Source organism: Desulfoluna sp. HI9BLuna (genome assembly GCF_056829775.1).
This window is the reverse complement of the sequence record NZ_CP186555.1, coordinates 2,143,382-2,165,694: the sequence shown is the minus strand read 5'-3', so window position 1 is coordinate 2,165,694 and position 22,313 is coordinate 2,143,382. Positions and strand designations below refer to the sequence as shown.

The 22,313-nt window shown below is 60.4% G+C and carries 15 protein-coding genes; 6 read left to right on the top strand and 9 right to left on the bottom strand.

Going from position 1 to position 22,313, the window contains the following annotated elements; genetic code table 11:
• Positions 1-2: 2 nt before the first annotated feature.
• Both ACOYW0_RS08720 and ACOYW0_RS08715 read right to left on the bottom strand, forming a co-directional pair.
• Positions 3-2,522 carry an efflux RND transporter permease subunit gene (locus tag ACOYW0_RS08720; RefSeq protein WP_482418133.1) on the bottom strand — a complete coding sequence of 840 codons (2,520 nt, stop codon included), beginning with the start codon at positions 2,520-2,522 and terminating at the stop codon, positions 3-5.
• A gap of 95 nt (positions 2,523-2,617) precedes the next feature.
• The gene (locus ACOYW0_RS08715; RefSeq protein WP_482418132.1) at positions 2,618-3,205 is read right to left on the bottom strand and encodes an MlaC/ttg2D family ABC transporter substrate-binding protein; all 588 of its coding nucleotides are present in this window, start codon (positions 3,203-3,205) and stop codon (positions 2,618-2,620) included.
• Between the two features lie 525 nt (positions 3,206-3,730).
• On the opposite strand from ACOYW0_RS08715, the gene ACOYW0_RS08710 reads away from it, so the two are divergent.
• The 3 genes from ACOYW0_RS08710 (at position 3,731) to ACOYW0_RS08700 (ending at position 7,834) form a co-directional block, all read left to right on the top strand.
• On the top strand, positions 3,731-4,702 hold the full coding sequence (locus ACOYW0_RS08710; RefSeq protein ID WP_482418131.1) for an NAD(P)H-dependent flavin oxidoreductase: 972 nt from the start codon (positions 3,731-3,733) through the stop codon (positions 4,700-4,702).
• Positions 4,703-5,064: 362 nt separating this feature from the next.
• Positions 5,065-6,864, top strand: coding sequence for a cation:proton antiporter (locus tag ACOYW0_RS08705; protein ID WP_482418130.1), 1,800 nt, complete (start codon positions 5,065-5,067; stop codon positions 6,862-6,864).
• 109 nt (positions 6,865-6,973) lie between these two features.
• The gene (locus ACOYW0_RS08700) at positions 6,974-7,834 is read left to right on the top strand and encodes a DegV family protein (RefSeq protein WP_482418129.1); all 861 of its coding nucleotides are present in this window, start codon (positions 6,974-6,976) and stop codon (positions 7,832-7,834) included.
• Positions 7,835-7,888: 54 nt separating this feature from the next.
• Here the strand turns inward: ACOYW0_RS08700 and ACOYW0_RS08695 are convergent, their stop codons facing one another.
• Positions 7,889-8,878 (bottom strand): TAXI family TRAP transporter solute-binding subunit, encoded by a 990-nt coding sequence (locus ACOYW0_RS08695; RefSeq protein ID WP_482418128.1) that lies wholly within the window; start codon positions 8,876-8,878, stop codon positions 7,889-7,891.
• Between the two features lie 56 nt (positions 8,879-8,934).
• The gene (locus ACOYW0_RS08690) at positions 8,935-10,158 is read right to left on the bottom strand and encodes an LL-diaminopimelate aminotransferase (RefSeq protein WP_482418127.1); all 1,224 of its coding nucleotides are present in this window, start codon (positions 10,156-10,158) and stop codon (positions 8,935-8,937) included.
• A 605-nt stretch (positions 10,159-10,763) separates the two neighbouring features.
• Here ACOYW0_RS08690 and ACOYW0_RS08685 point away from each other — a divergent pair.
• Positions 10,764-11,480 (top strand): 4'-phosphopantetheinyl transferase family protein, encoded by a 717-nt coding sequence (locus tag ACOYW0_RS08685; protein WP_482418126.1) that lies wholly within the window; start codon positions 10,764-10,766, stop codon positions 11,478-11,480.
• A 207-nt stretch (positions 11,481-11,687) separates the two neighbouring features.
• On the opposite strand, the gene ispH is transcribed toward ACOYW0_RS08685, so the two are convergent.
• The 3 genes from ispH to ACOYW0_RS08670 all read right to left on the bottom strand — a co-directional run bounded on the left by ispH (position 11,688) and on the right by ACOYW0_RS08670 (position 15,328).
• The gene (gene ispH, locus ACOYW0_RS08680; protein WP_482418125.1) at positions 11,688-13,421 is read right to left on the bottom strand and encodes a 4-hydroxy-3-methylbut-2-enyl diphosphate reductase; all 1,734 of its coding nucleotides are present in this window, start codon (positions 13,419-13,421) and stop codon (positions 11,688-11,690) included.
• 1 nt (position 13,422) lies between these two features.
• Entirely contained in the window at positions 13,423-14,319 is an 897-nt protein-coding gene (locus ACOYW0_RS08675; protein ID WP_482418124.1) for a ParB/RepB/Spo0J family partition protein, read from the bottom strand.
• A 250-nt stretch (positions 14,320-14,569) separates the two neighbouring features.
• Positions 14,570-15,328: a ParA family protein gene (locus ACOYW0_RS08670; RefSeq protein ID WP_482418123.1), complete on the bottom strand. Its 759-nt coding sequence runs from the start codon at positions 15,326-15,328 to the stop codon at positions 14,570-14,572.
• Between the two features lie 383 nt (positions 15,329-15,711).
• Between ACOYW0_RS08670 and ACOYW0_RS08665 the strand changes: the two genes are divergently transcribed.
• On the top strand, positions 15,712-17,136 hold the full coding sequence (locus ACOYW0_RS08665; protein ID WP_482418122.1) for a M48 family metalloprotease: 1,425 nt from the start codon (positions 15,712-15,714) through the stop codon (positions 17,134-17,136).
• A gap of 135 nt (positions 17,137-17,271) precedes the next feature.
• On the opposite strand, the gene fusA is transcribed toward ACOYW0_RS08665, so the two are convergent.
• Together fusA and ACOYW0_RS08655 are read right to left on the bottom strand one after the other, a co-directional pair.
• Positions 17,272-19,311 (bottom strand): elongation factor G, encoded by a 2,040-nt coding sequence (fusA, locus tag ACOYW0_RS08660; RefSeq protein ID WP_482418121.1) that lies wholly within the window; start codon positions 19,309-19,311, stop codon positions 17,272-17,274.
• 259 nt (positions 19,312-19,570) lie between these two features.
• On the bottom strand, positions 19,571-20,146 hold the full coding sequence (locus ACOYW0_RS08655; protein WP_180142590.1) for a GerMN domain-containing protein: 576 nt from the start codon (positions 20,144-20,146) through the stop codon (positions 19,571-19,573).
• A gap of 451 nt (positions 20,147-20,597) precedes the next feature.
• On the opposite strand from ACOYW0_RS08655, the gene ACOYW0_RS08650 reads away from it, so the two are divergent.
• Positions 20,598-22,283, top strand: coding sequence for a pyridoxal-dependent decarboxylase (locus ACOYW0_RS08650; protein WP_482418120.1), 1,686 nt, complete (start codon positions 20,598-20,600; stop codon positions 22,281-22,283).
• Positions 22,284-22,313 lie beyond the last annotated feature (30 nt).

The window sequence follows — 22,313 nt, the reverse complement described above, 5'->3', positions numbered from 1 at the left end:
CCTCAAGGGGCGGATGCTTCCTTTCCGAAGGGCTGAAGGATGAGGATCAGCCTGGGCAAAAGGGTCAGGGCTGAGATCAGGGCGATGGCCATGGCCAGGCCCGTGAGCAGCCCGAAGAGGATGCTCGGAATGAAGTTGGAAAGGACCAGGATGGAGAACCCCGAGATGATGGTGATGGAGGTAAAGTACATGGCGTGGCCGATGGAGCCGTGGCAGCGGTGCATGGTGGCCATGTAGTCCCCGTCTTTTTCCAGCTCCGCCTTGAACCGGTGGATGTAGTGGATGGTGTCGTCCACGGCGATGCCCACGCTGATGGCCGCAATGGTGATGGTCATCATGTCCAGGGGGATGCCCAGCCAGCCCATGAGCCCCAACACCACGCCGATGGAGAGGATATTGGGGAGCAGGGCGATGAGGGCGATGACCGGAGAGCGGAACAGAAGGAGGAACATCCCGGCCAGGGCCGCCAGCACGATGCCCAGGGTAAGGATCTGGGAGGAGAAGAGGCTCTGGAGCATGTTGTTGTAGAGCACCAGCATGCCGTTGAGCTTCACCTTGTCCGGGGCCAGCCCCACCTCGTTGATGAGCCCTGCGTTGACCTGTTTCAGGAACTCGTCCCGGCGCAGGTCCGGCGCCGAGTCCTTGATGCGGATGGATAGGTGGGCTTCGTTGTGCTCCACCGAGACGTAGGGCTTCAAGAGGAGTTCCCGGTACTGATCGGGAATTTCGCTGTAGAGAAGGGCCAGGGCGAAGTTGTCCAGGGGCTTGCCGTCGTTTAATTTTTCCGCGATGCGGGTGAGGGAGGCCAGGGAAAGGATCTTTCCGGTCTCGGGCAGGGCATCGAGGTAGGTGTGGACCTTGTCCACCAGGGCCACCTTATCCTGGGTAAACCAGTACTTGTCGCCGGTATCGATCTCTTCGAACTCTTCAAAGTCGGCAAAGTCTCCATTGGCCTCGTCGTCTTCCGGCAATTCGGTGGCCTCGTCCGCGGCCTGATCGGGTTCGTCAAAGGTGATGACCACGTCCAGGGGGGTGGTGCCGCCCAGGTGGTCGTCGATGAGCTTCATGCCCTGGTAAATCTCCGTGGATTTTTTGAAGTAGTCGATGAAGCTGTTTTCCACCTCCAGGCGCATCATGCCGGTGAGGCAGAAGAGGAGGGCCAGGAATGAGGCCGTGAGGATGCCCCGGCCGTGTCTTTCGGTGAAGCCGCCGAGGATCTCGGGCAACGGGAATCTCAGGGTGAGTCGCTTTGGGGGGCGTCCCTTGGGAAGCAGCACCAGCAGGGCGGGCAACAGGATAAAGGTAACGCATAGGGAAACCACGATCCCTGCGCTCATCATCCAGCCGAAGGTGATGACGGGCAGGATGTCGCTGGAGATAAGCGAGCCGAACCCTGCGATGGTGGTGAGGGTGGCAAAAAGGCAGGGGGTGGCCATGAGGGCCGCGGCTCGGGCCGTAAGGTCCATCTGGCTCCACTGGGGGTTGGCTTTGTGGAGCTCTCTGTGGCGCACGATGAGGTGAATGGCGATGGCCATGGTGATGATGAGCTGCAGGGAGATGAAGTTCGAGGAGATGACGGTCACCTCCCACCCCATGAAGCCCAGGATGCCCGACATGTGGATCACCGAGACAAAGCAGCAGAGCATGGGCAGGATCACCCACCGGACCTGGCCGAAGATGAGGCCCAGGGTTACCACGAGAAAGAGGGCCATGCCCCCGCCGAAGAGGCGGATGTCGTTTTTGATGAAGGTGATGAGGTCGTCGGCGATCATGGAGACCCCGCCGAGGAAGAGGTCGGCCTTGTCCCGGTGGGTGTCCATGATGGCGCGAATGGCGGCGATGTCGTCATGCCGGAGGCTCCGCGCCTCTTCCCTGTACTGCCAGAAGGTGGTTTCGGCCTGTTTGAGGGCTGCCTTCTCCTCTCGGGTGAGGTCGCGTTCCCGGGCGATGTTTTTCAGGGCATCACGTTTGCCCAGAAGTTCCATGTAGGTGTGGTCGTACGCGAGGTTGATGATCACCGAGGTGATGGTGCCGTCGGGGCTGACAAGAAGGTCCCTGTAGACGGGGCTTTGGAGGATCTCCTCCCGGGCCATGGCCTGGTCGGTCTCCGGGGAGGTCAGGGTCCGTATGTTGGCGGCCAGCTCCTTGACGGGCAGGGGCGGGCTCTCCAGCAGGGGCACATCCAGGATGGTGAGGACCGACTCCACCAGGCTCACCTCGGAGAGCTCGGCCTTGAGGGCGTTAAGGTCCTCGTAAACCCCCTCGGAGAAGAGATCCCCTTTGGGCTTGTAAGCGATGATGAGGTAGTCCTGCTGTCCGAAGCGCTCGCTGATCTGGCGAAAGTAGTTGAGGTCTTCGTCGTTGTCCAGGACCAGGGTCTCGGCCGAGGCGTCGAGCCGGAAGTCCTTCATCTCATAAGCGAAAAAGAGGGTGAGGGCAGCAAGCAGCACCAGGGTGAGGATGGGGTACTTCAAGATGGTGTTGCGGTATATACGTTCGATGAGGTGGTTGAATCGCTCCATGGGGATCGGGCCTTTTCAGGGTGTCTGTGGGGGAAGGCAGCGTCGGGCAAAGGCGCGCCGAAGGAACCGGGCATCCGACGGCGCGTGTCTGGGGCTCAGACCTTGATGTGGTTGAGCTTGGTAATGAGCTCGTCAAAGCCTTCTTCGTTGAGGACCTGGTTGAACTGGCTCTGGTAGGTCTTGACGATGCTGACCCCCTGGAGCTCGATGTCGTAGATCTTCCATCCTTTTTTTGATTTGTAGAACTTGTAGTTCATGGCGTAGCGGTTCTCCTTGGAGATGAGCTCCGTGGGGATGACCACTTTTTTGCTGTTGGCATTTTTTACGGGAAGGATGACGATCTCTTCATCGGTGTACAGGGAGAGCTTGTCCGAGTAGGAGCTCTTCATCACCTCGGTGAAGGTGTGGATAAAGGTTTTTCGCTGCTCTTTGGTGAGGCCGGACCAGTTTTTCTTGCCCAGGGTGAGTTTGCCCATGAGGGAAAAATCGAAGATGGGGGAGACGTTCTCCACGATGAGGGCTTTTTTCTCTTCAAGCTGGATATCGTTTCTCTTCAGGGTAAAGAAGATAAAATCGAGTTTCCCCTTCAGCAGGGCTTCCACAGTGTCCGTTCCCACGGCACCGGCCGTCTGCACCAGAAGCAGGAAAAGGACAAGGGTGGTCATCACTGTTTTTTTGATCATGGGTCCTCCGTGACGTCGCGCAGTGCCTTGCTTGGTGCCGAGCCCTCTCTTTGGGCAGGGGGGGAGGCGCATCGTCGTTATCTGCCGGGGCCTGGCCCGGCAGGTGGTGTTAAACAGTCGCATTCCATAGATTAGTTGACGCTCCCCGTGGTGTCAAGGAGACCGGGAGGCCAATTGCCTTGACACCGGCGGTTTCCCACCGCCTGTGCGAGTCCTGCAACCTGCACGGAGCGGCTCGACGGGGTGTATGCCCGGGAAGGCAGGATCATGCCTTTTTCGGTGCCGGGAAACCTTATCACAAGGCGGTGGGCATGTCTGTGCCCGGGATCACCTTTGCTGTATGATTGACATGGGAATATGTGATCTTACTATGTACACAGTTGAAAAGAAACGAGGGATTGATGATGGGCCCGGCCTGTTTTTGAAAGCCGGAGGCGCCTTATTTCCAACGCTGACCATCCCAGGGCAATGGGGCTGGTTGATGTCATCGTCGTATTTAATTCCAAGGATGAACAGGAGGCCTTTATGAAGACACGGGTAACGGATCTGTTGGGCATTGAGCACCCCGTCATCGAGGGCGGAATGCAGTGGGTGGGACGTGCGGGGCTGGCGGCCGCCGTGTCCGAGGCCGGTGGGCTGGGGATCATCACCGCCCTGACCCATCCGACCCCCGAGGGCCTGGCAGGCGAGATCGCCGCGGTGAGGTCCCTCACCGCCAAACCCTTCGGTGTGAACCTCACCCTGCTGCCCACCCTGAAGCCCGTTTCCTACGAGGCCTATGTGGAGGTGATGGTGGCAGAAGGCATCACCATTGTGGAGACCGCCGGGCGCAGCCCTGAGCCTTTTATGCCCCTGTTTAAAAAGGCCGGCATCAAGGTGATCCACAAGTGCACATCGGTGCGCCACGCCCTGAAAGCCGAAAAGCTCGGGTGCGCGGCGGTGAGCGTGGACGGGTTCGAGTGTGCCGGTCACCCCGGGGAAGACGACATCCCGGCCCTGGTGCTGTTGCCCCTGGCCGCCGATGCCGTCTCCATCCCCATCATCGCATCGGGCGGGTTCGGGGACGGGCGTGGCCTGGCCGCGGCCCTTTCCCTGGGGGCGGATGCCGTGAACATGGGCACCCGCTTCCTGGCCACCCGGGAGGCCGCGATCCACGACAATGTGAAGAAGGCCCTGGTGGATGCCGATGAGCGCCAAACCGCCCTGATTTTGCGTTCGTTCAGCAACACCGCCCGCATTTACAGAAACAGGATTGCCGAGGAGGTGATGGCCCTTGAGAAACGGGGAGACGTCACCATCGAAGAGCTGGCTCCCCTGGTGAGCGGCAAGCGCGGGGCCGCGGTGTATGAAACCGGAGACCTGGACGCCGGGGTCTGGACAGCCGGGATGGTGACCGGATTGATCCACGATATCCCCACGGTGGCCGAGCTTGTCCAGCGTATCGTTGACGAGGCTGAAGTCCTGATCCGGGAGCGTCTTGCCGGGCTTCTGGGGTAGACAAGGGGGACCCGCTTCGGTCAAAAAAGCCCCCGGCGACCCTGCCTGGGACCCAATGGTTAAAAAATTTGACAGACAGGTCTTAAGGCCTCATTGACAGGCCCCGCCGAAATAGTTTCGATATGTTCGCCATGAGAAACGGTTTTGGCGGGGCTTTTTTTTCAAAAAAGCGACCCTGCGGAGATAGACTGAATAGTTGCGAAAAGGGATGGATTCGCCCTGTGGCGTGTGGTATTTTTTCTAAGGTGACGCTTGTTCACGGCGCTGTTCGGTTGTGTCCCGTGCCCGGGAAACCCGGTGTGTCTCTCCCGCCTCTCCCAGGCAATCCCATGGAAAAACACTCATGAACGACAGGGGTGGTGATGTCCCACGACGCATTCCAGACGATTTCTCTTTCCATCGCCTTGGGGGTCTTTTCGTACATTATCTCAAGGGCGTACAAAATTCCCGCCATTGTGTTCTACCTGATCTGCGGCTTTGCCTTCGGCCCTGCCGGGCTCAACCTGATCCGCACGGAGGCGGCCATCGGCGGGGGCATCGCCCCCATGGTGGAGATCGCTGTTGCCATCATTCTCTTTGAAGGGGGGCTCTCCCTCTCCATCCAGGGGTTTCGCATGGAGAAGAAGGCCATCAGGCGCCTTCTGTTTATCACCATCCCCATCACCGGAGGGGCCGCAGCCTTTCTCTGCCACTATCTCACGGGCATTCCCTGGCTTTTTGCCGCTTTTTTCGGCGCCCTTATCGTGGTGACAGGCCCCACGGTCATCGGGTCGATTCTCAAGAGCGTGGCCCTGAACCAGCGGTTGGAGACGCTGTTGAACTGGGAGTCCCTCTGGGGGGACGTCATCGGGGTCATGGTGAGCGCCCTGGCCCTGGAGCTGATACTTGTCTCCAAGGGAGGGGTGATCACCGCCGGGGTCTTTTCCCATCTGCTTCTGGGAACCTTTGCCGGAAGCCTCGTGGGCCTTGCGGGGGGCATGCTGCTTAAGCACATTGTGGCATGGCTGGAAAAATTGAAAGACCCCACCTTGTCGGGTATCGCCTCCTTTGGCGGGGCCGTGGCCCTTTTTTTCCTCTCCGGTGAGCTGGTGGAGTCCTCAGGGCCCCTGGCCGTTGTGGTCGCCGGCATGTACCTCTCTCTGAAGTGCGGTGACGCGGTGGTGGGGATCCGCCACTTCAAGGATCAGATCGCCAGCCTCTTTATCAGCACCATGTTCGTGATGCTCTCCGCCTTTGTCAATCCACTGGAGCTTCTGCACCTCTGGCCCACCATGCTGGCCGTGGCCATTATCCTGGGGGCGGTGGTACGCCCCCTGGCCGTGCACCTGGCCATGGCCGGGTCGGATGTGACCCTTCGGGAGCGCTGGTACATGGGCATCATCGGGCCCAGGGGCATCGTGGCGGTGGCCACGGCCTCCTACGCTGCCTTTGAGCTGCCCGGCTTCCCCTACGAGATGAAGGTGATTCTTAACCAGACCATGGCCATTATCTTTTTTTCCGGTGTGGTGGCCACGGTGTTGTGCCGCCCTCTGGCCTCCCTGTTGAAAGTACGGGTGCCCCAGGCCCAGACCGGCATCCTCCTGGTGGGGTCCAACCCCATGAGCCGGGAGTTTGCCCGGCTTCTCTCCCTGCACGTGCCCGTGGCTTTTCTTGAGACGCGGCGGGATGCCTGTTCCCTGGCCACGGATCAGGGGTTTCAGACCGTGTGCGCCGATATGCTCAGCGCCGATGTGTACGAAGAGGCGTCACGGGAGGGGTACGACCGGCTGGTGGCCCTGACGCGGAACAACGCCCTGAATGAGCTGGTGGCCCTGCGGGCGGCCTCCCACATGGCCCCTGGGCGGGTGTATCGGGGGGTGGCCCGCAGGGCTGAAGAGACCCTCCTCACCGGCAAGGACAACGTGGCCCATGTGGCTTTTTCCGACGGTTTTTTTATCATCGAGGCGGTGAGGCGCATGGAAAAGGGGCAGGCCTTCCTTACGGAGAAGGAGGTGGAGGAGCTCAGGGACGGGGACATCCCCCTGGCCCGGGTCAACGGCGAGGGAAAGGGCGTGCTGATCATGCGTCCGGGGCTGGAGCCTTCCGGGAGGCTCATCTGCTATTGCCGGAAGGAGAAAACAGCGGTGCGTGCCCGGCGCAACGCCACAGATACACCGGCTTGACCGTTTGGGCCTTACCGGCAAGCCGGCAGGTTCCTAAATTCAATGGGCAATGAGCTTTTGAGGCTGACATTAACCATAGAATACCCGAAACAAAGGACGCAGGAGCCCCATGGGACAGAGAATAGCTATTGTCACGGATTCCACCGCGGACTTTCCGGCCGGGGTGGCTGAAAAACTGGGGATACGGTGCGTGCCCGTGCATGTTGTGGTGGACGGGGTGGACCACCTGGACGGGGTTACCATCACCCCGTCCGAGCTGCTGGTGCATATGAAGAAGGGGGCCGAGGTCGTCACCCGTGCCGCGGCACCTGCCGCGTATGCGGATCTCTACGACTTCCTCCTGGCCCGTTATGACCGGGTGATCTCCTTTCATCTTTCCGCCCGGCTTTCAGATTGCCGGGAATCCGCGGGAAACGCCCTGAAGCTCCTTGATCCGGCCGATGCCGAGCGCGTGACGGTGGTCGACACCTGCTCGGTAAGTATCGGTCAGGCCATGTACACCCTGATGGCCGTTCGGTACCTGAAAAAACACGGGCGCATGGAGGGGATGAGGGAGGCTTTGGGATCTGCCTTTGCATCGGGGGTGATCCAGGTTGTCGTGGACGACCTTTCCTGGCTCAAGCGGGGAAAAAAGCTGGGGGGACTTTCGGCGGTGCTGGGTGGCATGCTGGATATCAAACCCCTCCTGGAGATGCGGGATGGGGGGCTGGCCCTGGTCTGCAAGGTCCGGGGCATGACCCGGACCCTGGATGAGATGGTCGCCTGTGCCGCCCGTTTGCGGGGCGAAGGGGCCCTGGAGGTGTGGGTGTGTCATTGCGATGCCGAGGCCAGCGCCTTTTACCTGCGGAACAGGCTGGCCGATGCCCTGGGAAAGGAGGTGCACACCATCCACGTGGTGGAGGCCGGGGCAGCCATCTCCGTCAACGTCGGCCCCGGTGCCTGTTGCTGGGGCATGGTGCCCCTGGGCTGACCAGGCTCGGGTGCCCATGGAAAACCGCTCGATGGCCTTTACGGTTTTGGGGCCTTACATGAGGCCCGCTTCTTTGTAGTACCGGACGGCCCCGGGGTGCAAGGGGGCGGAGAGGCCTTCAAGCATGCTTTTCTTGGTGATCACCTGATAGGCCGGGTGGAGTTTTTTGAACTCCTCGAAGTTTTCGAACACCTCTTTGGTGATGGCGTACACCACGTCGTCAGGCATCTTGGCCGAGGTACAGAAGGTGGCCTTTACCCCGAAGGTGGGGTTGTCCTCTTCATTGGCGGCGCCGGGGTAGAGTCCTGCCGGGATATAGGATTTGGCGTAATAGGGGAAGCGCCTGATGAGGTCGTCGATTTCGGTGATGGCCACAAACCGCGTGGGGCGGCTTCCGGAGGTGGCCTCTTTGAAAGCGCTGCTGGGGTGGCCCACGGTGTAGAAGAAGGCGTCGATTTTCTTGTCCTGAAGCAGGCCCGGCGCTTTGGCCGCTTCAACGGACTTGGCCTTGATGTCGGTCTGCCAGTTGATGCCCGCTGCCTCCAGAGCGTCGATGGCGTTGCCCCGCTGACCGGACCCGGGGTTTCCGATGTTGACCTGCTTGCCCTTGAGGTCTGAGATGGTTTTGATGTCGGCGTCCACCGCGGCAAGGAGGGTGACGGATTCCGGGTGAATGGAGAAGACGGCGCGCAGGTCTTTCTGGGGCGCTCCGTCCCACTCTTTCATGCCGTTGATGGCCTGGTACTGGCGGTCGGACTGGACAATGCCGAACTCCAGGTCTCCGGACATGATGGCATTGACGTTGTAGACCGATCCGATGGTGGCCTCCACCGTCGTCCGAATGCCGTAGGTCTCCCGCTTTTTATTGACGATTTTGGCGATGGCCCCACCGGTGGGGTAGTACACCCCGGTGATGTCACCTGTGCCGATGGTGACAAAGGCGGTCCTTTTCTTGGTGTCGGTGGTTTCCTTGTCGGCGGGCTGGCTGCAACCGGCTGCAACGGTGAAGAGCACAACCATACTCAGGCAAAGCCATCTGTTCATTTAGGATGCTCCTGTGTGTGCCCCCCGCGCCCGGTCAGGGGCGGGGGGCGTGAACATTAGTTCAATGCCTCTCGAATTCGGGCCATGGCCTTTTCGACGTTTTCCAGGCTGTTGAAGGCACTGATGCGGATAAACCCGTTTCCGCAGGAGCCGAAACCGGCCCCCGGGGTACAGACGACTCCCGCTTTGGTGAGAAGCAGGTCAAAGAACTCCCAGGAGTCGCATTTGCCGTTGATCCAGATGTACGGGGAGTTGTCCCCTCCCACCAGTTCGTATCCCAGGGCTGCCATCTCCTTGCGGATGATGGCCGCGTTGTTGAGGTAGTAGTCCACCAGTCCCTTGACCTGGGCCTTGCCTTCCTCAGAGTAGACGGCGGCCGCCGCTTTCTGGACGGGGTAGGAGACGCCGTTGAACTTGGTGCAGTGGCGGCGATTCCAGAGGGCGTGGACCGAATGGGCATTGCCTTCGGTGTCCCAGGCCTTGAGCTCTTTGGGAACCACGGTGAAGGCGCAACGGGTACCGGTGAAACCGGCGGTCTTGGAGAAGCTGCGGAATTCGATTGCCACCTCTTTGGCGCCCTCCACCTCGTAGATGGAGCGGGGAATGCTCGGGTCGGTGACAAAGGCCTCGTAGGCGGCATCATAGAGGATGATGGCGCGGTTCTCTTTGGCGTAATCCACCCAGGCCTTGAGCTGCTCTTTGGTGATGGTGGTGCCCGTGGGGTTGTTGGGGAAGCACAGGTAGATGAGGTCTACGGGCTTTTCGGGCAGGGCGGGGATAAAGCCGTTTTCTTCCCGGCAGTCGAGGTAGACGACCCCGTCGTAACGTCCGTCGGTGTTGACGCCGGTGCGCCCGGCCATGACGTTGGTGTCCAGGTAAACCGGGTAGACCGGGTCGGGGATGGCGATGGTGGCGTCCCCGGAGAAGATCTCCTGGATGTTGCCGGTGTCGCATTTGGCGCCGTCGCTGATGAAGATCTCGTCCGGGGAGATGTCGGCGCCCCGGCTCTGGAAGTCGTTTTCCGCAATGGCATCCCGCAGGAAGGCGTATCCCTGTTCGGGGCCGTATCCATGGAAACCCTCTTCGGTGGCCATGTCGTCCACGGCCTTGTGAAAGGCCTCGACACAGGCCTGGGGAAGGGCGCGGGTCACGTCCCCGATGCCGAGTTTGATGACATCCATCTCAGGGTTGGCCTCCTGAAAGGCGGAGACGCGCTTGGCGATATCCGAAAAGAGGTAGGATGCTTTGAGTTTGGTGTAGTGTTCGTTGATTCGAATCATGTGTCGTCTCCCTGTAAAACCTGTTGATATCACAATGTCGGTCGTCACTTAGGGGACGAGCATTGTGGGTCCTGAAAACGCTGGAAGCGGAGGGCCGTTGGGATACCCCTTGCTTGAAACGCATGGGCGGGATGTCCTGGAGGCGGCTTGGGGGTGATCGGAACGTCTCCTGATCACTGGGTCGCGGAATTATAGAATATTGTTCTCCTGGTGTCAAATACTTGTCAATTCCTTGAATGGGTAATCTGTGGCGATGAGTGCTCCGGTTGAAGCCTTTGTCGGGACCCCGGGGTATGTGTGGAGGTTAGCTATAACACATCGTTAGTATGAAGAAAATTCGGTGGCATGGCGACGTGATGAAAACACTTGGATTCGGAGCAAGGCATAGCGATGTATCGGGGTATGGGACGATATGTGAGAAAATGTTCTCTTTGTGGTAACGGCAGAATGGCATGATTTCCTTTTTTTATTCGTCTTTTTGCCCGTTTTTCCGAATCCCTTCTTCTCTGGCACCTGTTTTGACAACCGTTGGCAAACATGGCACCATACGCTGCCCGAAGAGGATATCGGGCACGAACCGCAACCCTATTCAGGAGTCATGAGACGTGAACCCTTCCCTGGAACAGATGGTGCACTTATCCCGGCTTGACGGGGGGATGATGCTGGCCGACGTGGATATTGCCGCTTTTATGGGGGTATTTCTCCCTGAATTTCCGTCCGGGAAACGGGGCCTGCCCGGTGTGGACCTGCAATCGGTCTCCGGCCTTTCCACCTTGTTCACCGATGCCGAGACCGAACGCGCATCGGGGTTCCGCGTGCTGAAAAAACAGGCGGAGTGGCTCTGCGGAAGGCTGGCTGTGAAGCAGGCCGCGGCAGAGGTGTTGTCTGTTTCACCCCGGGGCGTCACCGTGGACACCGAGCCCGAAGGGGCTCCCTTTCTGGCGGACCATTCAGCCACCCACATCTCCATCAGCCACTCCGGGGACCACGCCGTGGCCGTGGTGTCCACCCGAAAGGAACGGCGCGTGGCGGTGGACCTGGAACAGGTGGAGGCCGGTCGCATGCCCCATGTGGCCCGCGTGGCCTTTACCCCCCGTGAGATCGCCGAACTGAACGGGGCCTCCGATGCCGAGTGGTACCGGCGCTGGACCCTCAAAGAGGCCTACCTTAAATACATCGCCAAGGGCTTTCACGAGAGCCTTAAAAAAGTGGAGATCCTGAATCGCGGCATCTGCCATAACGGCGAGGTGGTGACAGGCATCGCCTGGGACACCCCTGCCTTCCGGGACGGCTACCAGCTCAGCGTGGTCTGGCAGGCGTAACGCAGAAGAAGGGCTGTCGGGGTATAAAAAACGGGCCATCACCGATTCATGGGAATCGGTGATGGCCCGTTGTGGTTTGTGGGGAAACGAAGGGTTGGAGGTTGCCAGGCCCGCTTGTGTTCGCACCGGCTTGAGCGACGCCCAATCCATATGTAAAACCTGTGTGGCAACCTTTTTAAAAGGTTGGCCCCCGGCAGGGCCGCCATTTTACCCGATGCAGAGGCTCCAGGTGAGGGCCAGGACCCCTGCCAGCACCAGGTGGCTTTCGATGAGGAGTTCAAGCTGCACGCCTGCCAGGAGAAGATGGTTCTGGTAGGCGATGAGCAGGGCAAACATCAGCACCGGGCAGATCCAGAGGAGAAGCCCCAGGCTTGAGAAGATGCCCAGGGCGCTGATAAGCGGTAGCATCACGGCCAGGGCCACCAGCAGGTTCTTGAGCAGGCGGATGGTTTTTTTGTCCCCCAGGATGATGGGGAAGGTCTCCTGGCCCACGATGCGGTCCCCCTGCATGTCGAGGATGTCGAAGAAGACCGTCCGGGCAAAGACCATGCCGCAGGCGAAGACCAGGGCGGGAAGGGTGGCGAGACCGAACCCGTTGTCGCTGGTGAGGGCGGGCAGCAGGGCGGTGACTGTGCCCCAGGCCGCGGTGATGAGGATGGTCTTGGAGCCGGGGATGTCCCGCAGGCATCGGTACCTGCCTTGGAAAAATCGCTTGGGGATCACCGGGGCGTTGTACGAGAGGCCCGCCAGACTCATGCCCAGCAGCACGAGAAAGGCAAAGAGGCCCTGGCTGTAGGCCAGGAGAAGGCCCACGCCGCCGCCGGTGAAGGCAAAGCCCGCCAGGGGCCACTTGTTTCGGTCGTAGAAATCGGCTCGCTCCGGGTCGTTGTAACGGTCCGAGGAGATGGCGGTGAGGTGGTTGAAGATGTGCATGGACAGGACGTAGAGCATGGCCACGGCCGCGGGGATGAGCCAGCGGTCGATGCCCTGGAGCATGGAGCAGGCATAGGAGAGAAAGGCCGCCCCCAGGGCGAGGTAGGCGTTGCTGCGCAGCAAGGCCATCTTCAAGGCCGAGACCGGGATGCCGAAAAGGTCCTTTTCACTTGCCGTGCCGCTTTCGATGAAGCGGTAGACCTTGTTGATGATCCAGTTGGGGGTGGAGGCCCCGGCGGTGATGGCAACGGATTTCAGGTGCTTGATCCGGCTTAAGTCCAGCTCGTCGGTGTCCTCGATGTGAAAGGTGAGCTTGCCCGATTCCCTGGCCAGTTCTGCCAGGCGCTGGGTGTTGCCGCTGCTTTTGCCGCCCACCACCACCACGGCGTCGACGTTCTGGGCGATGGACAGGATGTCCGCCTGCCTTTTTTCCGTGGAATCGCAGATGGTATCGAAGGTGAGGTAGTGGGGGTGGGTGCTGGCGATCCACGCCTTGACCTCGTCGTAAAAGTGCACGTTCTGGGTGGTCTGGGCCACGAGGATGGCGTTTTCAAAATCCGGGAGGGCCTTGACCTCGTCAAGGGTCTCCACCACATGGCCCAGGCCGTGGGCGTAGCCGTTGAGTCCGATGACCTCGGGGTGGTCCCGGTCCCCGATGATGATGGCGTGGTGGCCTTTTTTGGCGTAGCGGTGGATGATGCGCTGCACCTTGATCACGCGCGGGCAGGTGGAGTCGATGACGGAAAAGCCCGCGTCCTTGAGGGCCTCTTTGGCCTCGGGCGGAACCCCGTGGGCACGGATCACCACGGTGCCGTCGCCCTGTTCGGGGATCTCCGAGATGGCGGGGACCCCTTTTTCCTTGAGCAGGTCCAGGACCTGGGGGTTGTGGATCAGGGGGCCGTAGGTGCAGATGGGGCCGTCCTGGCCGTTGGAGGCGTCCAGGGCCGTTTCCACGGCTCGTCTGACGCCCATGCAAAATCCGGCGGTGCGCGCGATGATAATTTTCATGTTAGGCTGTTTCCAGAAGCGTGAGAAGGCGATTGAAGTCGTCATCGCCGTAAAACTCGATTTCAAGTCGGCCCTTTTTCCCCCGTTGCTTGATCTGGACCCTGTTGCCGAATCGGTGGCTCAGGCGCTCGGCAATGGTGTCGAGCTGGAGTTGGTGCGCGGAAGGCACCTCGGGCTCTTGTTCGGGTTGCTGGTTTTCGGTTTTGAGGCGACGGACCAGCGCTTCCGTCTGCCTGACGGAGAGGGCCTTTTCCAGGACGGTGCGAAAGGCCTCTTTCTGGGTGAGGGGGTTGTCCGTTCCCAAAAGGGCCCGGGCGTGCCCCATGCTGAGGCGACCGTCCTGAATGCTGGCTTTGATCTCCGGGGGAAGCTGTCGCAGGCGCAGGAAGTTGGCCACGGCCGGGCGGCTCTTGCCCACCTTGGCGGCCATCTCCTCCTGGGTAAGGGAGAAGAGTTCCATGAGGCGGTGGTACGCGTCGGCTTCTTCAATGGGGTTCAGGTTTTCGCGCTGGATGTTCTCCACGATGGCCACTTCCAGGAGCTTGGCATCGGAGACGTCGCGGACCACCACGGGGACCGTGTCGAGTTCCGCCAGCTTTGCGGCGCGCAGGCGCCTTTCACCTGCCACCAGCTCGTAGGCACCGGCCTCGGCGGCGCGGACCACCAAAGGCTGGATGATGCCCTGCTCCCGGATGGAGTCGGCAAGTTCCGAAAGCTCTTCATCGGAAAAGGTGTGCCGGGGCTGGTATCGGTTGGGGCTGATGCGGTGGATGTCGCAGCGAAAGAATTCCTGGGACGATTCCGGGGCGTCGTCGAGCTGAAGGCTGCTTTCCGGGATCAGGGCGGAGAGCCCTCGGCCCAGGCCCTTTTTTTTGCGTGATTTGGCGGTAGTGGTCATGTTTTTTATCTCACCGTCTCTCTTGGTGAAGGTTATCGGCCCTGCACGGCAGGGTCTGCTCAAGGTCCCGGGTTAACAGGGGCAAGGGCCGGGCGGGCCTTGCCCCCATCGGGCGCCATGTGTCTGAATGGTGGACGAGACGTTTCGTCCGAAGGTTCCGGCCATGGGCGGCCGGAAAGTGGAAGGGCGCGTTTGTGCCGGTGGTTGTCAACCGGCCACATTACGTCGGGCATCGGGGCTTACGGTGTCATCACCGCTCGACCACCTCTTTGGCCAGGGCCAGGTAACTCTTGGCTCCCACGGAGGAGGGGTCGTACAGAAAGATGGGTTCGCCGTAACTCGGCGCTTCGGAGAGCCGGACGCTCCTTGGGATACGCGTGGTGAAGACCAGGTCGTTGAAGTGTTTTTCAGCCTCTTCCGCCACCTGAAAGGAGAGGTTGGTGCGGCGGTCAAACATGGTGAGCAGGATGCCGCTGATGCGAAGGCGCGGGTTCAAGCTGGCCTTAATGCGTTTTACCGTGTCGATGAGCTGGGTGAGCCCTTCCAGGGCATAAAATTCACTCTGCAGGGGGACCAGAATGGAGTCGGCCGAGGCCATGGCGTTGAGGGTGAGCAGGCTCAAGGAGGGAGGGCAGTCGATGACGATGTAATCAAAGGTCTCCTTTACTTCCTCCAGAAGCTCGCGCATCACCAGCTCCCGGCCTTCGTGGGCCATCATCTCCACCTCGAAGCCGATGAGCTCCACCCGGGCAGGAATCACGGAGAGTCCCTCCACGGCCGTGGGATGAATGAGCGCCTGTGCGTCCGCATCACCGATGAGGCCGTGATACAGGTTTTCCCGGAGGGCTGTCTTGTCGATCCCGATGCCGGTGGTGGCGTTGGCCTGGGGGTCGCAGTCCACAAGAAGGGTGCGTTTCCCGATCTTGGCCAGGGCCGTTGCCAGGTTGATGGATGTGGTGGTTTTACCCACGCCGCCTTTCTGGTTTGCTATGCAGATAATCTGTGCCATGGTCGTGGAGATTAGCATAAAAAAGGGGTTTTGCAAAGAAAATGAGCAAAAAACGGCAGTGCAGATATTGCTTGTATAATTGGAGTGTTAGTTCCTTGTGAGATGGGCGTGTCCCCCCCGCAGGGTCCTGCCGGGGGGCCACCGGGGGCCGGTTGTGGGGCAGCAGGGGGTGTGCTAAAGTGGGCTGGCTGTGATGCGGGTCGGAAGCCGGGAACCCCGGTTGTGCCTGGGATCACAGACAGAGCGCATGGCGCAAGGTATGATATTTTCAAAGGAACCTGCCGCATTTTGTCGGGCCCGAAAGGGCCGTTGCAGGACGAAACGAGCGCAATGTTGAGGTGTACATGAAAAAAAGAAGACGACCTTTTCTACGGGCTGTCTCCATGGCGATAATGTGTGTGTTTCTCTGCGGTCAGGTGGCCTCGGCCATCACCATCCGCGAGGAGAACGAAGTGGCCGGAGAGTTCATCCGGATGATACGTGCCCAGTACCGGATTGTGGACGATCCCGTGGTCAGCGACTATATCAACACCTTGGGGAACCGTATTCTCTCGGCCTTTCCGGAGCAGCACTTCAAGTACCGTTTTTATGTGGTGCAAAGCGACGTGTACAACGCCTTTGCAGGGCCCGGTGGGCACGTGTTTTTCCATAGCGGCCTGATCCAGGGGCTCCCTTCGGAAGAGGCCCTGGCGGGCATCGTGGCCCACGAAATTTCCCATGTCTACAGCCGGCATATCTCCGACCGCATCGAGCGTTCCAAAAAGATCGGCCTGGGAACCCTGGCCGGTGTGGCCGCCGGTATCCTCGTGGGGGTGGCCGGGGGGAACTCCGAGGCTGCCGGAGCCCTGACCCTGGGGTCCCTGGCGGGCTCCCAGAGCGCTGCCCTGGCCTACAGCCGGGAAGACGAAATGCAGGCCGACCAGGTGGGCATGACCTATATGATGGAGGCCGGGTACGGCGGAGAGGAGATGCTCACGGCCCTGAAGACCATTCGCTCCAAGCAGTGGTTCGGGCCTTCCGAGATCCCCACGTACCTCACCACCCACCCCGCCCTGGAAGACCGGCTTGTCTATATCGGCAACTGGATCGAGGCCCATAAAGAGGAACTCGACGCCCGAAGGAAGGTCATCGACCAGTCGGAGTTCCTGAAGATCAAGGCGCGCCTTACGGCCCTGTACACCCCGGTGGACCAGGCTGAAGAACGGTTTATGAACGCCATGGAGCGGGGCGATGCCCCCTTGTATACCGAGTACGGCCTGGCTCTTCTCATGGATCGCATGGGGAAATACGACAAGGCCGCCGTTCACATGCGGCGGGTCCTGGAAAAAAGAGCCTTTGACAAGGACGCCCTCAAGGGGCTGGGTTGGATCTATTTTCATCAGGGCAAGCTTGCGGAGTCACGCCGCCTGCTGGAGGGGGCCCTGAGCATGGATCCGGATGATTTTGAAAGCAACCTCTGGATGGGGCGCCTCCTTATTGAAGAGGGGGACTACGACGGAGCGGTGGACCGCCTCCTGCCCCTGGCAAGGGATTACGGTCCCGGGGCACGGGCCCATTACGACCTGGGCAATGCCTATGCCAAACTGGGGAAATCCTATGAGTCCGCCTACCACCTCGGCCTCTCCTATCGGGCATCAGGGGACCTCCGCAACGCCGTGTTCCAGCTGAAGCGTGCAAAGGAGATGGCGCCTGACGACGCCTCCCGCAAAGAGGTGGAAAAAGCCCTTGTATCGATTACGGGCAAGAAAAAGAAGAAGAAAGAGAAGGCCGAGGAGCCGAAACCGGAAGGGGACGTAAGTGGTGAATAGTGAATTGTGAGTGGTGAATAGGCACTGAATTTTTTTTAAGCGAGGCACCGCACATAACAAAGGGCCGCTTTCCCATGGGGAGGCGGCCCTTTTTTATGTTTTATGCGATGCGGGTGGGTGCCGTGAGGCGACCCGTTATTTGTCCACGGCGCGGTCGAAGTGGGAGAACTTCATGGTGAAGTTGCCCCGGCCCTGGGTGGCGGAACGAAGGGCGGTGGAGTAGCCGAACATCCGGGAGAGGGCCACGGCTGCGTTGATCTCCTGGATGCCCGCGTTGGGGTTGATGGCTTCGATCTTGCCGCCACGGGAGTTGAGGTCGCCGATGACTTCGCCCATGAAGTCGTCGGGTACAAAGACCTCCACGGCCATCACCGGCTCCAGCAGGAAGGGGGAGCCGTTTGAAAGGGCCTCCCGCATGGCCATGGAGGCGCTGACGGAGAAGGCCAGCTCGGTGCCGTGGCCTTCCCGGGTGTCGGCTCCGGTGACCGTGGCTTCCACATCCACCACCGGGTAGCCCAGGAGGGTCCCGCTGTCCAGGGCGTCCATGACCCCTTTTTCGATGGCTGCGCTGAACTGGGGCGGCAGCTCTTCTTCGGAGAGGCTGTTGACGAACCGGTTGCCCTCGCCCAGGGCCAGGGGCTTGAGGGTGAGGGAGACCTGGCCGTAGTGGCTCTGACCGGCCATCTCGCGATCGAAGGTGGCGGTGGCGGAGGTCTCGTTTGTGATGCTCTCCCGGTAGACCACCTGGGGTTTGCCCACGTTGACGTCGGTGTTGAACTCACGCTGCATGCGGCTGATGATGATCTCCAGGTGCAGCTCACCCATGCCGGAGAGGATGGTCTGGCCGGTGTCCTCGTCGGTGCGGACCTTCAGGGTCGGGTCTTCGGTGGTGAACTTGGCCAGAACCGTGTCCAGCTTGTCCTGGTCGGCGTGGGTCTTGGGCTCCACGGCGATGGAGATTACCGGCTCGTAGGTGTCGATACGCTCCAGGATGACCTGGTTGTCGGCGTTGCAGAGGGTGTCTCCGGTGGAGGTGTCCTTGAGGCCCACGATGCCCACGATGCTTCCCGGGCCAGCTTCGGCCACCCGCTCTTTTCGGTTGGCGTGCATCTGCAGGATTCGGGAGAGCTTCTCCTTTTTTTTCAGCAGCGGGTTGAATACCTCGCTGCCCGCAATGAGCTTGCCGCTGTATATGCGTGCAAAGGAGAGCTTGCGGCCTTCGATCATGGAGACCTTGAAGACCAGGGCGGAGAGGGGCTCTTTGACCTTCTGCTCAAAGGTGACGGCCTCGCCGCTGGTTGGGTTGATGCCGTGGGCGGACGGGATGTCCACGGGGCTGGGCAGGTAGTCGCAGATGGCGTCGAGCAGGGGCTGGATGCCCTTGTTCCTGAGGGCCGTGCCGCAGAGGACCGGGACGATGGAGAGGTCGATGGTCCCCTTGCGCAGGGCCGCCTTGATCTGATCGTTGGTGACGGGCTCTTCGGCCAGGTAGGCCTCCATGATCTCCTCATCCACGTCGGAGAGGGCCTCGATCATGGCATCCCGTGCGGCTTCGGCGTCGTCGATCATGGCCTCGGGGATGGGACCGGTTTCGAACTCGGCGCCCAGGGAGTCGTCGTTCCAGGCAATCATCTCCATGGCGATGAGGTCGATGACGCCCTGGAAGGACTCTTCGGCTCCCACGGGAAGCTGGATCACCACGGGATTGGCCCCGAGTTTTTCACGGATGGCGGTCACCGCGCCGTTAAAGTCGGCGCCGATGCGGTCCAGCTTGTTGATGAAGGCGATGCGGGGAACCTTGTATTTGTCGGCCTGACGCCACACCGTCTCGGACTGGGGCTGAACCCCGCCCACGGCGCAGAAGACGCCGATGGCGCCGTCCAGGACGCGCAGGGATCGCTCCACCTCAATGGTGAAGTCCACGTGGCCCGGGGTGTCGATGATCTGGATCTGCTTGTTGTGCCACTGGCAGGTGGTGACCGCCGAGGTGATGGTGATGCCTCGTTCCTGCTCGTCGGTCATCCAGTCCATGGTGGCTTCGCCGTCATGGACCTCACCGATTTTGTGGGACCGCCCCGTGTAGTAAAGGATGCGCTCGGTGACGGTGGTTTTTCCCGCATCGATGTGGGCCATGATGCCGATGTTTCGTATCTGTTCTATTTTGGTCTTTTTCATGTGTGCGTGTTTTTCCTGATGGCCTCAAAAAAAGTCCGGCAAAGGGTGGTGGGGTTCACCAGCGATGCGATGGGTCACCAGCCCGCTGTGCGGCCACATGGCCCGGGCACGTGATGTTGACTTTTTTTCGATCTTTATGTTGCAAACGGGGCGGGAGCTTCCCGTCGTCCGTCACTCTTCCTTCTAATATGGACACAGCCTGTCCCGTGTTAGGGGCATGTGACTGTTGTGTTACGTGCTGCTTTGCCCTTGTCGGCCCCTATCGTACCATGAGCATGTCGGGAGCAAGGGGCTCGGAGATGTCGATGTGGCCGGCCAGGGTCTCTGCCCGCTCGCCCTCGATGAGGATCCGGACGGCATCGATCTCCGGGATGTTGACGGCCAGGGAGTTGACCACCGAGTAGACGGTGAGCAGTTCAGAGGCCGCACCCATGGGTTCTTCCCGGATCTCTCGGGAAAAATCCACCACCGCCACCTTGGGGTCGGTGATGTACAGGGCCCGCAGGCGGGTGGTTGCCGGCAGGGTTCGGGCGCTGCCCCGTTCGGGGCCGTCAATGAGGGCCGCGATGATCTTCTGGCTCAGCTGCCAGGGATCTTTTGTCGTGGAGACGGTGCGTTCCTCGGAGGTGAGAAAACGGCCGTCTCGCTGGGCAAAGTAGAGAAAAAAGCTCTCCTCTTCGATGCGACCCGAGTGGCTGGCCGGAATGGGGGCCTCCGTGATGTTCCTCTGGGCGGCGTCGGGGCCCGAGAAAAAGGAGAAGATGGCCACGATGACCAGCGTTGCCACGGCTGCTGCCACAAAAACCCCGGTTTGTCCTTTTCCGTCTTCGGTCATGGCTCCCTGTTGCCTTGCCCGGGGATTGCGTCCCGGTGTCTCAAGTGTGCGTCTGCCCGGGAACAGTCCCCAGACAGGGTGAACGGAACCCTTGTTACGGAATCCCATGGGTTCCGGGCCGTTGGCGACGGCTCGGGCGCCGATGGGGGTGGGTGCCGCTGTGAGCCAGCAAAATTTAGGCTATAATGAAAAGGTTGTCAAGAAATGAGGCACGGGATTGCTCCTGTATTCACGTATTTTAGCACGTCTGAGGGCTGCCCCGGACTCAGGGGCTTTTCATGCCCCAATGGATCCGAAAGGGAGGAAAGGAGCAGGGGAGGCCAGAAACCCTTGAAAGACGGGGGCTGTCAAGGGGCTTTTTTTTCAGTCGGCGTTGTTATTTTTGCGTAAACGGGATATATGCCATCATGATGGATGGTTGGGTCTTGAAACAGGGGGTTTGAGAAGGGGCATGGAAGAACAGGGCAGTGCAGTGAAAAACGACGGCAAGCAGCAGGAATGGGTCAACCTGATTCGGGTGTTTACCAGCCCGGAAGATGAAAAAACACGGGACGTTCTGGTGCATCATATGCGCCATATCCTCTTTGATCTCCACGATTTTCTGATCCAGAACGTGGGAATCACAGAAGCCGTGAGCCTCAAGGAGATCGCAGACCGGTGTACCGACACCGTGATGAACAGCCTGCCTGAAAAGCGCCTGGCCGATGTGGTCAGCGGGGTCTTCGAAGAGATTGTGCCCCACGCCGTGAACGTGGCCTCACCCTATTTCGTGGGACACATGACGGCTGCCATTCCCTATTTTATGGTGCATTTAAAGGCCATTGTGGCGGCCCTGAACCAGAACGTGGTGAAGCTGGAAACCTCCAAGATGCTCTCCGTGCTGGAGAAGCAGGTGGTGGCCAAGGTGCACCGCATCATCTACCAGAAAGAGGACGCCTTTTACCGGGAGCACGTCCAGAACACCCATACCTCCCTGGGCTCCTTCACCGAAGGGGGCACCACGGCCAATCTCACCGCTCTCTGGGTGGCCAGGAACAGGGCCCTGGGGCCCACGGAATCCTTTGGGGGCGTTGAAGTCGAAGGGCTGGCCGCCGCCTACGCCGCTCACAACATCGACCGGTGCGTGATCCTTGTCTCCAAGAGGTGCCACTACTCCCTGCGGAAATGCGGTGGGATCCTGGGCATCGGCAACGGCAACATCATTCCTGTGCCCGTGGACAACACCAACCGCATGCGGGTGGATTGCCTGGCCGAGATCCTCGACGGTATTAAAAAGGAGGGACGGACCCGGGTGGCTGCTGTGGTCACCGTGGCAGGGACCACCGAGACCGGCAACGTGGACCCCATCCCCGAGATCAGCGCCATCTGTCGCAAAGAGGGCATCCACCTCCACGCCGACGCGGCCTGGGGCGGTCCCACACTCATGAGCGAGACCTACGCCCATCTTCTCAAGGGCATCGAAGAGGTGGACTCCGTCACCATCGACGCCCACAAGCAGTTTTACATGCCCATGAGTTCGGGCATGGTCTTTTTCAAAGACCCCACCAGCCTGGACGCTGTGGCCTACCATGCCAACTACATCATCCGCAAAGGGAGCGTGGACTTAGGCAGCAAGACCCTCTCCGGTTCCCGGGAAGCCAACTGCCTTATTCTGGACAGCGCCTTCAAGATCATGGGCAGCCGGGGTTACGGCATGCTCATCGACCACGGCATCGAGCTGGCCCGGCGTTTTGCCGAGGAGATCGATGGCCGAGACATTTTCCAGCTGGTGACCCGGCCGGAACTCAACATCCTCACCTACCGCGTCTGTCCGACCCCCTTCCAAAAGGAGATGGTCCAGGCCTCCCCCGAGCGGATCCTTGAGATCAACGAATATTTCAACGAGGTGAACCGCGCCCTTCAGCAGGAGCAGCGGGAGGCGGGCAACAGCTTTGTCTCCCGGACCGTGCTGGAGCACGAGACCGTCTTTCCTGGGTATCCCGAAGGAAAGGTCGTGGTCCTTCGCAGCGTCCTCATGAATCCTTTGACCACCATGGATGTGCTGCGGGATATCCTCGATGAGCAGGAGGCCATTTACGCAGCCTGGCTCAAGGGCGATACCAGCCGCAAGGGCCGGAGGCGGGGGGAACCTTCCTGAAAAAACATGCCCGGGCCGAAACGGCCCGGG

Excerpts from the sequence above, each read along its gene's own strand:
- ACOYW0_RS08690 (WP_482418127.1), bottom strand. The coding sequence starts at position 10,158 with ATGATTCGAATCAACGAACACTACACCAAACTCAAAGCATCCTACCTC.
- fusA (WP_482418121.1), bottom strand. The coding sequence starts at position 19,311 with ATGAAAAAGACCAAAATAGAACAGATACGAAACATCGGCATCATGGCC.
- ACOYW0_RS08695 (WP_482418128.1), bottom strand. The coding sequence starts at position 8,878 with ATGAACAGATGGCTTTGCCTGAGTATGGTTGTGCTCTTCACCGTTGCA.
- ACOYW0_RS08675 (WP_482418124.1), bottom strand. The coding sequence starts at position 14,319 with ATGACCACTACCGCCAAATCACGCAAAAAAAAGGGCCTGGGCCGAGGG.
- ACOYW0_RS08720 (WP_482418133.1), bottom strand. The coding sequence starts at position 2,522 with ATGGAGCGATTCAACCACCTCATCGAACGTATATACCGCAACACCATC.
- ACOYW0_RS08710 (WP_482418131.1), top strand. The coding sequence starts at position 3,731 with ATGAAGACACGGGTAACGGATCTGTTGGGCATTGAGCACCCCGTCATC.
- ispH (WP_482418125.1), bottom strand. The coding sequence starts at position 13,421 with ATGAAAATTATCATCGCGCGCACCGCCGGATTTTGCATGGGCGTCAGA.
- ACOYW0_RS08655 (WP_180142590.1), bottom strand. The coding sequence starts at position 20,146 with ATGACCGAAGACGGAAAAGGACAAACCGGGGTTTTTGTGGCAGCAGCC.
- ACOYW0_RS08715 (WP_482418132.1), bottom strand. The coding sequence starts at position 3,205 with ATGATCAAAAAAACAGTGATGACCACCCTTGTCCTTTTCCTGCTTCTG.
- ACOYW0_RS08700 (WP_482418129.1), top strand. The coding sequence starts at position 6,974 with ATGGGACAGAGAATAGCTATTGTCACGGATTCCACCGCGGACTTTCCG.
- ACOYW0_RS08670 (WP_482418123.1), bottom strand. The coding sequence starts at position 15,328 with ATGGCACAGATTATCTGCATAGCAAACCAGAAAGGCGGCGTGGGTAAA.
- ACOYW0_RS08705 (WP_482418130.1), top strand. The coding sequence starts at position 5,065 with ATGTCCCACGACGCATTCCAGACGATTTCTCTTTCCATCGCCTTGGGG.
- ACOYW0_RS08650 (WP_482418120.1), top strand. The coding sequence starts at position 20,598 with ATGGAAGAACAGGGCAGTGCAGTGAAAAACGACGGCAAGCAGCAGGAA.
- ACOYW0_RS08665 (WP_482418122.1), top strand. The coding sequence starts at position 15,712 with ATGGCGATAATGTGTGTGTTTCTCTGCGGTCAGGTGGCCTCGGCCATC.